General features: G+C 46.3%; 13 protein-coding genes. 3 read left to right on the top strand and 10 right to left on the bottom strand.

Annotated elements, in window-relative coordinates:
- Positions 1 to 23: 23 nt before the first annotated feature.
- Positions 24 to 269 carry a type II toxin-antitoxin system Phd/YefM family antitoxin gene (locus JFU01_RS05405; RefSeq protein WP_060778902.1) on the top strand — a complete coding sequence of 82 codons (246 nt, stop codon included), beginning with the start codon at positions 24 to 26 and terminating at the stop codon, positions 267 to 269.
- Positions 269 to 523, top strand: coding sequence for a Txe/YoeB family addiction module toxin (locus JFU01_RS05400; RefSeq protein WP_195856132.1), 255 nt, complete (start codon positions 269 to 271; stop codon positions 521 to 523). Before JFU01_RS05405 ends, JFU01_RS05400 begins: the two co-directional genes overlap by 1 nt.
- A gap of 331 nt (positions 524 to 854) precedes the next feature.
- Here JFU01_RS05400 and JFU01_RS05395 read toward each other — a convergent pair whose 3' ends face one another.
- From JFU01_RS05395 to JFU01_RS05385, 3 genes are read right to left on the bottom strand one after another with little or no spacing between them, the layout of a single operon-like run.
- A complete protein-coding gene (locus tag JFU01_RS05395) occupies positions 855 to 2,108 on the bottom strand; it encodes a CaiB/BaiF CoA transferase family protein (RefSeq protein ID WP_195856131.1) in 1,254 nt (417 codons plus the stop codon).
- Between the two features lie 54 nt (positions 2,109 to 2,162).
- A complete protein-coding gene (locus JFU01_RS05390; protein WP_195856130.1) occupies positions 2,163 to 3,116 on the bottom strand; it encodes an NAD(P)H-dependent flavin oxidoreductase in 954 nt (317 codons plus the stop codon).
- 54 nt (positions 3,117 to 3,170) lie between these two features.
- Positions 3,171 to 3,956, bottom strand: a complete 786-nt coding sequence (locus tag JFU01_RS05385; protein ID WP_195856129.1) for an enoyl-CoA hydratase/isomerase family protein — start codon at positions 3,954 to 3,956, stop codon at positions 3,171 to 3,173.
- A gap of 230 nt (positions 3,957 to 4,186) precedes the next feature.
- On the opposite strand from JFU01_RS05385, the gene JFU01_RS05380 reads away from it, so the two are divergent.
- Positions 4,187 to 5,125: a LysR family transcriptional regulator gene (locus tag JFU01_RS05380; RefSeq protein ID WP_195856128.1), complete on the top strand. Its 939-nt coding sequence runs from the start codon at positions 4,187 to 4,189 to the stop codon at positions 5,123 to 5,125.
- A 49-nt stretch (positions 5,126 to 5,174) separates the two neighbouring features.
- Here JFU01_RS05380 and JFU01_RS05375 read toward each other — a convergent pair whose 3' ends face one another.
- The 7 genes from JFU01_RS05375 to tkt form a co-directional block, all read right to left on the bottom strand.
- Positions 5,175 to 5,963, bottom strand: coding sequence for an inositol monophosphatase family protein (locus JFU01_RS05375; protein WP_195856127.1), 789 nt, complete (start codon positions 5,961 to 5,963; stop codon positions 5,175 to 5,177).
- Positions 5,964 to 6,199: 236 nt separating this feature from the next.
- Positions 6,200 to 6,511: a thioredoxin family protein gene (locus JFU01_RS05370; RefSeq protein ID WP_195856126.1), complete on the bottom strand. Its 312-nt coding sequence runs from the start codon at positions 6,509 to 6,511 to the stop codon at positions 6,200 to 6,202.
- Positions 6,512 to 6,569: 58 nt separating this feature from the next.
- Positions 6,570 to 7,523 carry an NAD(P)/FAD-dependent oxidoreductase gene (locus JFU01_RS05365; protein WP_064293404.1) on the bottom strand — a complete coding sequence of 318 codons (954 nt, stop codon included), beginning with the start codon at positions 7,521 to 7,523 and terminating at the stop codon, positions 6,570 to 6,572.
- Positions 7,524 to 7,833: 310 nt separating this feature from the next.
- Complete coding sequence (locus JFU01_RS05360) at positions 7,834 to 8,490, bottom strand: nitroreductase family protein (protein WP_195856125.1); 657 nt, start codon at positions 8,488 to 8,490, stop codon at positions 7,834 to 7,836.
- Positions 8,491 to 8,750: 260 nt separating this feature from the next.
- On the bottom strand, positions 8,751 to 9,407 hold the full coding sequence (locus JFU01_RS05355; RefSeq protein ID WP_195856124.1) for a nitroreductase family protein: 657 nt from the start codon (positions 9,405 to 9,407) through the stop codon (positions 8,751 to 8,753).
- Between the two features lie 499 nt (positions 9,408 to 9,906).
- Entirely contained in the window at positions 9,907 to 10,554 is a 648-nt protein-coding gene (gene fsa, locus JFU01_RS05350) for a fructose-6-phosphate aldolase (RefSeq protein ID WP_195856123.1), read from the bottom strand.
- A gap of 100 nt (positions 10,555 to 10,654) precedes the next feature.
- The gene (tkt, locus tag JFU01_RS05345; RefSeq protein ID WP_195856122.1) at positions 10,655 to 12,652 is read right to left on the bottom strand and encodes a transketolase; all 1,998 of its coding nucleotides are present in this window, start codon (positions 12,650 to 12,652) and stop codon (positions 10,655 to 10,657) included.
- Between the last annotated feature and the right edge of the window lie 244 nt (positions 12,653 to 12,896).

Below are 12,896 nucleotides of genomic sequence, written 5' to 3'. Positions count from 1 at the left end.
ACAATAGTACTGAGGTGAGAATGATGGAAATTACTAATTATAGCGATTTTCGGCAAAATATGAAAAAATACATGGACGTGATCAACGAAGATTCTGTGGAGTACACCGTCACTTCTCAAAATGGCAATGATGTCGTGGTGATGGCAAAATCGGATTTTGATAGCTTAATGGAAACCTACCATCTGCTTTCTAGTCGAGCTAACCGGGAAAACCTCTACCAAGCCATGGAGGAACTCGACCAGGGCGATTATGAAGTTGAGGAGATTTAATGGAAGTCCATTGGAGTAAGCGAGCAGTCCTCGAAAGAGATTACTGGAAGTCCCACGACCCGAAAATTTACGACAAGCTCTATAAGCTACTAAGGGCGATTAAAGAAAATCCCTACCAGGGGCTAGGCAAGCCCGAGCCTTTTAAATATGACCTGTCTGGTTACTGGTTCCGCCGATTAACCCAGCAAGATCGCCTAGTCTACCGGATAAAATCATCCGCCATTGAAGTCCTATCGTGTAAGTATCATTATTAGCTTTTTGTCATAAACGAAAACAGCTCCCCCAGTATTTTGATACTGATGAGGGAGCTGTTTTTGGATTTTTTCTTTTTTTATATTGTGAATAGTAATTAAAAATGTGCGTTATCGGTTAACTATGAGCAGTAGTGACGCTTTGAAATAGGTCGTTAGCCATGAATAAGCGAGTGATGTGAAATACGGATCGTAGAATTTATTCGTACGAGCCGTTTGAAGCTCGCTAGGTGAGGGACCTTGGCCCGAACCGGTGCCATGGCTTTTTAACGACCAAATTTCAAAAGCATAACGAATGCTCGTCGACATTAACTGATAGAGCCATTTTTAATCACTAAATAAGCCCTTTTTCTTTAAGTTCGGCAATTTTCTCTTCGGAGTAACCTAGGAGGTCGCCATAGACTAATTCATTGTCTTGACCCATGGCTGGCGCGCCCCGCCAGACTTTCCCTGGGGTCTCACTCATGTGTGGCACCACCCCGAAGGCAGTAACTTCTTCGCCACTGGTTTGGTCGGTATAGGTAACAAAATTGTTACGGGCCTTGAAGTGTTCGGAATTCAAGGCATCAGAGGCCTTATTCACCTTGGAAGCGGGCACTCGGTGAGCGTTTAGGGTTTCTTCAATTTCCTTAGCGGTCCGTTGGCTACACCATTCCTTAATCTTTTGGTCGAGCTCTTGGCCACGTTCAGACATCACGGCTTCGACCCCGTTACCAGCGACTTCATAGGCGAAGTATTCCTTGTCAAAGCCGACTGCTTCAAGGAAACGGTTATAAACGTTGCGTCCAAAGGCACCAACCACCACGTATTCGCCATTCTTGTCAAAGAAGAGGCCGTAAGGTTGGAAGGCAGTGGTCTTATTTCCAGTCCGTTCCTTGTCTTCCCCATTTTCGGTATAGGTGACAAAGGTATCACACAGGATCCGGGCCATAGCTTCGTATTGGGCCACGTCCACCACTTGGCCTTTGCCGGTCTTTTGGGCGTGGATATAAGCTGCTAGAACCCCGTAAGTCGCGTTTAAGGCGGACACATAGTCGTTGAGGTAAGGTTTAACGATCATTGGCGCCTCATCAGGTTCCCCGTTCAAGTTCAAGAATCCCCCGTAAGCTTGGCCAATCATGTCAAAAGATGCCCGTCCGGAAACCCCTTCTGCTCCTCCAAAGGCTTCTTGGCCGAAACCGGACACGTGGCAGATGACAAGTTTAGGGTTAGCTTCTAACATTTCATCGTCATCAATGCCTAATTTCTTCAACCAGACCATGTTGTCCATGAAAATATCGACTTCTTTGATCAGGTCGAGGAAAACCGCCTTGGCTTCTTCATTGTTGAGGTTGGATTCTAAGGTAATACTTAAACGGTTACGCGCGTCTTGCATCCAACCGTTGGACACCTTGGTTTTCTTAGAGAATGGTGCCAACATGCGGAGCGAGTCCCCCACACCAGGACGTTCGATTTGGATAAATTCCGCCCCTAAGTCAGCTAAGAGGTTACCGGCATGTGGCATGGCCACAATAGATCCTAAACCGAGGATTCTCACCCCGTGTAAGGGACCATATTCAGGAATTAAGTCTTTACGTGTTTCTGTCATGCTTTGTCTTCCTCCTTGAATGATTTTTTAATCCGTTTTTTCTATTTATTTGACTCAAATTTTCTTATCCGCTAGAGCATCAATGACTTCATTGGCTTCTTGGAAAATGGATTCGATAATTTCTTTGACGGGGCGGACTTCATGGACTAAGCCAGCGATTTGCCCGTAAGTCACGATTTCTTCCTTAACGTCACCGTCTGCAGCAGCCTTGGTCAGGGAAGGAATGGTGTAGGCTTCAATGGCTTTTACGTCCACATCTGGATCCATGTCCATGTCGTGGTGTTTCTTAGCGGCAGCATTCTTTTCAATCCGGATAGGGGCTCCGGTCATAGAACCTGACACAAAGGTGGCGGTGTCGTTGGCATCCACGATGGCTTGCTTGTAGTTGTCATGGATTGGCGCTTCAGTGGAGGCAACGAGAACGGTTCCGACTTGGACCCCGTCTGCACCTAAGGCATAGGCAGCGGCTAAACCGTGGCCGTCCGCAATCCCACCTGCTGCAATAACAGGAACATGGTCAACCGCTTCAACGGCTTGGCGGGTCAGGGTCATGGTGGTGGCTTGACCCACGTGGCCCCCAGCTTCCATGCCTTCTACTACCACACCGTCAGCGCCAGCGTCTTCCACCTTGCGGGCTACCCGAGCACTTGGTACCACTGGGAAAATCTTAGCACCCGCTTCATGGATCATATCAATGAAAGGCACAGGGTCCCCAGCACCGGTGGTAAAGAATTTCACGCCTTCATCAATCAGAACTTCGAGCACTTCTTTAGCGTTACCAGAAATAATGGCCACGTTAGCCCCGAAAGGTTTGTCGGTTAATTCCCGGGTCTTTTGAACCGCTACACGGATTTTAGCTTCATCTTTCATCCCAGCAGTCATCAAGATTCCCATCCCGCCGGCATTAGATACCGCAGCAACCAATTCTGGACGAGAGATTCCTCCCATAGCACCACAGAAGATAGGGTATTTAATATTTAACATCTTACATACATCGGTCATTGACATTTCCTCCTTAGGTTTTTCTAATATAATTTTTAATTTAATTAACTATTTTTAAGCCTACTTGCCTTGAAAGTGAACTTCTTCCTTATTAACAAAGCCCTTGATGGCTTGCTTGAAGTCCTCTGTCCCGGAAAGATAAGGGATATTAACGGCTTCACTGAGGCCAAATTTAGCCAAGTCTTGGTAGAAAAATTCATTCATCGCCTGTTTCTGTCTGGCTAGAGCTAGGGTTGGTCGCTCCATTAATAAGTCAATAAAGTCAGCGACTCTTTGTTCAAAGTCATCCGGACTAGCTAAGCGGGTGACTAGCCCCCAGTCATTAGCTTCTTGGGCGGTAATGACTTGGCCTAGCGCCATGATTTCATAAGTTCGACTAAAGCCCAGTGACAGCATCAAGGAATAGATCAAGCCCGTGTCCCCACTTAAACCAATATTAGAGAAAGCTGGCACAATCTTGGCCTTGTCGCTCATAATACGGAAATCACAGGCCATGATAATCCCCGCCGCTCCACCAGCCACTGTGCCGTGAACGGCGGCGACCACTGGTTTTGAGACACTACGGATGGCTTGGGCAATCTCATTGGCCCGGTAGATATCCGTGGAGTCAAAGGTCTGACCCTGGTCAACCATGTCATTCATCCACTCCATGTCACCACCGCCGGAAAACAGCTTGCCCTTGGCCCGGAGTACTACCACCCGGACATCTGGCTCAGTCTCCACACGGCGAAAAGCGGCCACTAAGTCCTTGATCATCCCTTGGTCCATGCCGTTCGCACTGTCGGGACGATTCATGGTAATGGTCGCCACTTGGTGATCAATTTCATAAAGTAAATTATCAAACATCGTCCAGCTCCTCTCTTTTAAAATCCCTTTTCAGTGAAAAATATTCATAATTCATCCGATCCAATACAATGAGAGGAAAAACGCGCTCTTGACTTCAACAATAAGTCATGCCATGATGGAAGCGGTTACTGTTCCTCTTGTGATTAATCATACATTATTTTTTAGAAAAGATAAATTGAAATAATTTCTGCTATTGATGAATATTTTTCAACGATGAAAGGATATCGACAATGAAAGAACTCAACTGGCAACACCTGACTTACTTTATCAAGGTGGTTGAATGTGAAAGTTTGACTAAGGCAGCTGCCCAACTCTACCTGTCCCCCTCTACCCTGTCCAAGGCCATTACCAAACTAGAAAAGAAACTCCGCATCCCCCTCATTGTCAAAGCGGGCCGCGATATCCAAGTCACCTATGCCGGTCGCAAGCTGGCCCAACGTCTGGTTCAAGGGATGACTTACATCACCGACAGTATCCGCGAAGTCCAAGAAGAGCTAGCCCGGACTACGGATAGCCTGTCCTTGTCTTCCTCTAACCTTTTTTCTACGACCTACTTTGTGGTCCCCGAACTACTCAAAAGCTTTAAAGAAAAATGTCCTCAGACCGCCATCAACTACACCGAGGTCCTCAGCCAGGAAGTGGTCATGGGCGTCATGGACGGCAGCTACGACCTGGCCTGCCTCAGTGGCGAGGAATTCGACCCTAGCTATCCGGGATTAAAAAGTATCCGCCTGCTTAAAGAACGGTTAGGTATTTTGGTGCCGAAAGACCATCCCCTGGCTAAATATGAGTCCATCACTTTCAAGCAAATTCAAGGAGAGACCTTCTTTCGCACCTATGACTCCGAACACCTCCGCCGCCTGGCCATGGAGAAGTATGGGCACTCAACGGGCGATATCCACTACAATGACATTTATATCCGCCACAAGGTCATGAACGATGCCTCCATCATCTCCCTAGTCCAATCCGGTTTCGGTATTAGCCTGACCACCAAAAGCGCCAGCCAGACCTATCCCCAAGTCAAGTACTTGGAGGTCCGCGACATGGAGCTCTACCGCGAAACTTACCTGATCTACAAGGCCAAGGCCCAACTCAGTCCCGCCGCCAAAGACTTTATCCAGCTCTTCAGCCAGGAAAAAGACCCGCTCGCTCAGTCAATTGACCAATAAAAAAAGCGCTAAGTGACAAGAAAAATTCCCGGCTCAGCGCTTGTGTATTTTAGGTGCGGTTTTTTAAATAGTTAAGTACTTGTTGGTGGATATTAGGATAAGCCATCAGGACATACTGACGGTCCAGTAAGTTGAGCGGTTGACCTTTAAAGTCAGTCACCTTAAAGCCGCAAAGGTCTGCCAGGATCAAGGCCACCGCATTGTCCCAGGGATAGAGCTGGTTGAGGTAAAGTCCAGTCCGACCCAGAGCCAAGTGGACCACATCGAGTCCCGCACAACCAAAAATTCTTAGGCCTAGGCTCTCTTTAGATAGCTGATAGAGACCGAGGTCCCCATCTAGGGGCAAGGCTTCGGTTGACATGAGGACTTGGTCCAAAGTCATTTCAGCCAGATTGGCTTGGTGGCTGAGGTCTAGGGCTTGGCCGTTAAGGTAGGCAGCTTGGCCAGCCAAGGCCAAAAGCGACTGGCCCGAATCCAAGCCATAAATCAGTCCCACTTGACCAATCCCATCCACATAGCGGGCCAGCATAGTCACATAATGGGCCCGCTGCTTCACAAAATTCAGGGTACCGTCGATAGGATCTATAATCCACACCGCCCCGTCCAGGGATTGGGCCTGGTCCCCTTGCCCCTCTTCTCCTAGGATACGGTCCTTGGGAAAGTGCTTTTTAATTTCTTGGCGGTAAAAACGTTCCAGTTCTCCGTCTAAAATGGTGACTAGGTCCCGGGCCCCGGTCTTCTCTTGAACGCCTAGGTCCTTTTCTAAACCAGCATCCACCCGAGCTTTGGCTTCTTCAGCCCAAGTGACCATGAGCTTGGCAATTTCTTTGTTTTCCATAGCTATTCCACTTTCTAATCAACTTCTGACAAAAAGTCTTAAGGCAAAATTTTAACCAAATAAAAGCAAAAAAGCGCCAGTTACTTTAAAACTGACGCTCTTTTTTCAATCTACCTAAACCTGCTCCAAAAGCCCGCCCTGACCTCCACTTCACAAACTAGGGAAGATAGGTGAATGCCTATCTCCCCTAGTTTGCTCCAGTGCTTCAGGGCTCTGTTGGCTTTTGTCGCACTCTGTTACTCAGCAGCTTCAATCATCTTTAAAATCACTGGTTTTTGTTGGAGGCCGGCTTTGCGGGAGACTTCTTCTCCGTCTTTAAAGGCGATTAAGGTTGGGTAACCTTCGACGCCATATTCTTCGACTAAGTCAGGGTTTTCTTCAAAGGAAATTTTGATGATGGAGAGGTCATCGCCCTTGGTTTTATCCACGTCATCTAGGTTAAAGGATAGCATCTTGCAGGGGCCACAGGTTTTGGAATAGAAGTCCACCAAAACGGTCCCATTTTGTAAATCTTCTTTGAAGGTATCTTTTTCTAATTCTTTGATCACTCAGGGTCACTCCTTACTGATTGATTTACTTATACTCTAGCATAAAAGCAGCGGCTTCTTATTCGTACTTGCCTTCTGCCCGTAATTTCTTGATATAGCCACTGGCTTCTTGGGCTGCGGTTGCGCCGTCTGAAGTAGCGGTAACAATTTGCCGTAAGAATTTGCTATTGGAGTCTCCCGCGCCATAGATGCCTGGTACAGCGGTCGCCATATGAGCATCGGTTTCCACGTAACCGTGGGATTCGGTAATGCCTAGGTCTTGGATGAATTCCGTACTTGGAACCGCACCAATGTATTCAAAGACCCCATCACATTCCACCACTTGTTCGTTGTCGCCGGTTTCTTTATCAGCGAACTTAACCCCTTTGAGGCTGCCATCTTCATTGGCTTCAAAACTTTGCACGGCTTTATAAGGATAAACGGTCACATTATCTAAGGAACGTAGGTAATCACAAGAAGCGGGGTCAGCAGTCAGGTCAAAGTCGGTGACGATGGTGAGGTGGTTAACAATGCCAGCTAGGTAAGTCCCCTCATCAACAGCCGAGTTGCCTCCCCCAATAATCACAACATCCTTGTCGCGGTATTTGGCCCCGTCACAGATGGCGCACCAGGAGATGGCTGACCCTTTGAATTGTTCTTCCCCAGGGATGTTTAAGGTCCGCGACCGGGTACCGGTTGCTACAATCACGGTTGGGGCTTGGACGGTTTCCTCATCTTCCGCAAAGTAAATGGTCTTCATGACACCGTCATCCGCTACTTGAACCCGGGTAACGGTCTTGTAGTCGAAGTCAGCCCCTAAAGATTGGGTATGTTGGAACATGTCCATACATAATTCCGCCCCGTTAATCTTAGGTTTGCCGGGATAGTTATCGACTTCATTGGTGTTGATCACTTGGCCACCGGGCGCTAATTTATCTAACATTAAAACCTTTAAATCGGCCCGTACCCCATAAATCGCTGCGGTCATTCCGGCAGGTCCGGCCCCCACAATCACTAAATCATATTGTGACATTGTCTTTCCTCCTCATAGTATTTATTAATCAATCAACCGACTATCAGTAGTCAATCGAAACTTAGTACTTGCTCGAAATATCACATGAGAGCGCTTTATTTCTACATCCATATTATAGCAGAAGCCCAAGTCTAGTCCTGTTGTCGCGCCAACACTTTTAATTGAAAAAGGGAAAAGTGTGACTAAAGTCAAAAAAGCCCTGATACGGAATTCAGAGCTAATTTAGGCATAAGTATAAAAAGTCACTCACTCAATAAGTCAGTGACTTTTTACTGGATGATGGTTATTTCAGTAATAATAAACTTGGCGCTTATTCATCAACAAAATGAAGGACTTGATCGACATCATAGCGTTGTTGGTAGACAGCTGTTTGATTCTCATTCTCAGCTGGTTTACCAATAGCTACTGCTACAACAGGAATATAGCGCTTAGGATCTAAGCCAAAGGTCTCTGCAGCCACTTGGCTATTATAACCAGCAATGGCATTCCCCTCATAACCATGTCCACGAGTGACTAATAGAAACTGCATAGCAGCCATACTCGAGTCGATCATCGCATCTGCCATCAAAAATTCTCTTGAGCCATTCTCATAAAGCGGTAAGAAGGTGGCAAAGACTTCGTCTAATTTTTCCTTACTTATCCGCCCTGCTTCATAAGCTTCTTCCCAGACACGGCGATAATTTTTGTGGGACTGAGTATCCCCAAAGATTAACACCATAGCAGAACAAGACTCAATTTGCGGATAGTTAAAGGGCATAAAGTAGGATTTTAATTTTTCCTTGCCCGCCTCAGTATCGACAATCTCAAAATGCCAGGATTGCAGATTACATGCAGAAGGCGCAGTGATGGTTTCTTCGACCATCTCTTGCAATTCTTCTCGACTAATTTTTACCTCTGGGTCAAATAGACGTACAGACCGCCGCTGTAAAAGAACATCACTAAAGTCATTATTTTTAAATGTACTCATCTTCTTCGCCTACTTTCTTTTTAATAAACAGTGACACTTTCTATAATAGTGTATTGTTATATTTTTCACATAAAGAATAGCATTTTCCCTATCCCTTGTCAAAAGATTGTCCCCCAACAAGCGAATACTCCTTATCATTATATGCCCACAAAAAAGCCCGCTCTTCAAACTGAGAAGACCGGGCTTTAGAAGGAGTGATTATTAGGATTTTTAAATAAACAAGTATGCTTAATAATAATTTTTTAGTTGCCGAGAATCTTTTATTCATCCACGAAGTGAAGAATTGTATCTAAGCCATATCGGTCAGAATGATCTTCTTCGGCTGGACCGTTTTTAGCGGGCACGCCTAGGGCAACGGCCATCACGGGAATGTAGCGGTAAGGATCGAGGCCAAAAGTTTCCGCGGCCTTTTTGGTATCGTAACCGGCGATGGCGTTACCTTCATAACCATGGGCCCGGACCACTAAGAGCAGTTGCATGGCAGCCATCGCGGCGTCCACGGTAGCGTCATTAACCAGGAAGTCACGCGCGCCTTTTTCATAGCGGTAGAGGATTCTGGAAAAGTTATCTTCCATCTCTTCCTTCGTAATCTTCCCAGCATGGTAGTCGTCTTCCCAGGCCTTGCGATAATTCTTATGGGATTGGGTATCGCCAAAAACGAGGATCATGGCAGAACATGAATCAATTTGTGGGGTGTTGAAAGGAATAAAGTAAGATTTTAATTTTTCCTTGCCCGCTTCATTATCAACAATCTCAAAATGCCAAGATTGTAGGTTACATGCGGAAGGCGCCGTCACGGTTTCTTTCACGATTTGCTTTAATTCGTCCCGGCTAATTTTGACGTTTGGATCGAAGTGACGGACGGACCGCCGCTTAAAGACCACATCAGAAAAATCATTATTTTTTATTCCAGTCATTGTTAAACCAGCTTTCCCTTTCCTAAAATTTAGTCATGTAATTATTTTCACATAAAGAATACTCCCTCATGGTCTTCTTGTCAAAGAGCGATAAACGATCACAAGTCGGGAAAGCTAGTAAAATTTCGATCAAAAAAAGAGGCTGCAACCGAAGTCACAACCTCTCTTCTTTACCATGCACTGATAACTAGTTCTCCCATAAAGGAGTGAACTGATACAATTTTAACACAATTATTTTATTAAGCAAGAAAAGTGACAAAATACTGGCTTAAAAGACCGATTAAAAAGCGATTACAGCTGATTGAACAAGAGTATCGGCTGTCGCACTCTATCTCAAACCTGTTCGCTGACAAAAGTGAACTCCACTTCACTAAAGTGCAAGAAATTCTTTTCAAGAATTTTTGCTCTTTAGCTCCAGTTGCTATAGCTGTTCGAAGCGTTAGCGAGTTACAGATATAGTATGCGTAGCTCTATCGATCTTTAGCACACCCGTCGCACTCTATCTTTTCGTGAATGCGTCCCAGTCCTTCTTGAATCCCTCAATCCCTTTGTCGGTGAGTGGGTGGCTCCAGAGTTTAGGGAAGGTGGTGCCTGGGATGGTGGCGACGTGGGCGCCGGCTAGGGCTGCGCCTTCGAAGTGGCCGATGTGACGGATGGATGCAGCGATGATTTGTGAGTCTAGGCCATAGATGTCTAAGACTTCACGCAATTCTGCGATTAAGCGGAGGCCGTCTTCACCCATGTCGTCAATCCGACCGATGAATGGGGAGATGTAAGTGGCTCCGGCTTTGGCCGCTAAGAGACCTTGGGACACCGAGAAGATCAGGGTCACGTTGGTTTTGATGCCTTCTTGAGCTAAAGTATGGGTAGCTTTTAAGCCGTCTTCAGTCATAGGAATCTTAACGACCACATTGTCGGCCCAAGCGGCTAATTGACGGGCTTCTTCCACCATGCCTTGGTAGTCATAGCTGGTGACTTCGGCAGAAACGGGTCCATCAACGGTTGAAGCAATGTCTTTAATAACTTCTTCAAAGTCGCGGCCTTCTTTATTAATTAGGGATGGGTTAGTGGTTACCCCGTCACAGAGTCCCAGATCATTGATTCGCTTAATTTCATCAATATTTGCAGTATCTAAGAAAAATTTCATGATAGCCTCCTTGAAAACTAATCGCAGTGATTTTTATCTATCAAATCCTAAGTAACAACGCTAATCCATTCATTTTCTTTTTTCCAATATTGACTATTTTTTAAAAGGCGTTTTTGTAGGTTTTTACGACATTGTCTAAGCTAAAGCCTAATGCTTCCATGACTTCGCCACCCTTACCAGATTGGCCGAAGCGGTCTAAGCCAAGCACGACGCTTTGGTCGCCGACATAGCGTTCCCAACCAAATGTTGCGGCCATTTCAATAGCCATCCGGTTTTTAACTTCACTCGGAAGGACGCTTTCTTTATAAGCTTGGTCTTCTTGGTCGAAGAGCTCTTGACAAGGCATAGATACCACGCGGACATCGATACCGTCTTTAGCTAGCTCTTCTTGGGCTTGCATAGCCAGATTAACTTCTGAACCGGTCGCAATCAAGATGCCGTCTGGCGTTTCACCCTTGGCATCGGATAAGACATAAGCCCCGCGAGCCACGCCTTCCATAGCTTTGTCAGCGGTGCCTTTAAGAACAGGCAGGTTTTGACGAGAAAGGGCCAGCACAGTTGGAGTGTCTTTGGCTTCGATAGCAACTTTCCAAGCGGCAGAGACTTCGTTTCCGTCAGCAGGACGGATGGTGTTGATATTTGGCATGGCTCTGAAGGCCGCTAATTGCTCGATGGGTTCGTGGGTAGGTCCGTCTTCCCCAACCGCAATAGAGTCATGGGTAAAGACAAAGGTTGAAGGTAAGTGGGACAATGCCGCTACCCGCATAGCTGCCCGGAGATAGTCCGAGAAGACGAAGAAGGTTCCGGCATAAGGAATTGACCCGCCGTGTAAACGAATCCCGTTCATGGCAGCACCCATGGCAAATTCACGGACTCCATACCAAATGTTGCGGCCAGCGTAATTACCGGCTTCAAAGTCACTATCGCTATCAATATAGGTATTGTTAGAAGACTTCAAGTCAGCTGACCCACCCCAGAATTCTGGTAAGGTTTGGGCAATGGCTTGAATGGCTTTTTGGCTGGTCTTCCGAGAAGCCATCGCCTCATCATTGACGTCGTAGCTTGGCAGGCAGTCAGTCCAGTCCGCAGGCAGTTCGCCGGCATAAGCCCGTTTGTATTGAGCGGCTAAGTCAGCATAGTCGGCTTCATAGGCCTTGAATTGTTCTTGCCATTCTGCTTGAGATTTGGCCCCGCGGTCAGCCACCCGTTCTTGGAAACGGTTGTAGACTTCTTGAGGGATATCAAAGGCTTCATGTTCCCAACCGTAAACCTTAGCGGCATGTTCCCGGTCTTCTTCCCCAATTGGGTTGCCGTGGGTAGCAGAAGTGCCTTCATTTTCGGATCCGTAACCGATCACGGTTTTGACTTGGATGAGGGTTGGTTTATTGGTTTCAGCTTTGGCTTCTTCCACGGCTTTGGAAAGGGCGTCTAAATCACGGCCATCTTCCACTAAGATATGTTGCCAGCCGTAAGCTTCAAAACGGCCTTTATTGTCTTCGGTGAAGGCCTTATCCGTTGGCCCATCCAGGGAAATATCGTTGGAGTCGTAGAAGACAATCAGTTTACCTAATTGAAGGTGGCCAGCTAAAGAAGCAGCTTCATGAGAAATACCTTCCATCAAGTCCCCGTCCCCACAGAGGGCATAGGTGTAGTGGTCAACGATCTTGTAGTCGCCTTGGTTATAAATGGCAGCATCATGGGCTTCAGCCATCGCCATTCCCACCGCATTCGCAAAACCTTGGCCCAGTGGACCGGTCGTTGCTTCCACCCCTTCGGTAAAGTGGACTTCAGGGTGGCCTGGGGTTTTCGAATTCAATTGCCGGAATTGTTTAATGTCATCCATGGTCACATTGTAACCGGATAAGTGTAACAAGCTATAGAGTAAGGCAGAACCGTGCCCCGCTGATAAAACAAAGCGGTCGCGGTTGGTCCAATGCGGATCACTTGGGTTTTGCACCATGTGTTCAGCCCACAAAGCATAGGCCATAGGCGCCGAACCCATCGGTAGGCCGGGGTGGCCGGAATTAGCCTTGTTAATCATATCAATACTTAATATACGCACTGCATTAACAGCGAGTTCATCTGTTTGATTAAACATCATTTTCTCCTTTACTTCACAAATATTAAACTGCCAAAATTTTTGTAAGCGGTAACTTTCTTTGATTTTATGTTAGCTTGAAAGATGTGAAGTGTCAATCGATAAAAAGTCCCTTGTAAGGCTCAATCTTTATATTTTAGTATCCATTTCCCGACAAAAAATGATCATTTGATCAAAAACACAGAAAAAGATATGATTTTCCATATAAAATTACAATAGTTAATTTCTTTTAAGTTAAAAATAC

The sequence above is a fragment of the Aerococcus sp. Group 2 genome (genome assembly GCF_905125285.1).
GTDB lineage: Bacteria > Bacillota > Bacilli > Lactobacillales > Aerococcaceae > Aerococcus > Aerococcus urinae_E.
This window is presented reverse-complemented; position numbering and strand designations above follow the sequence as displayed.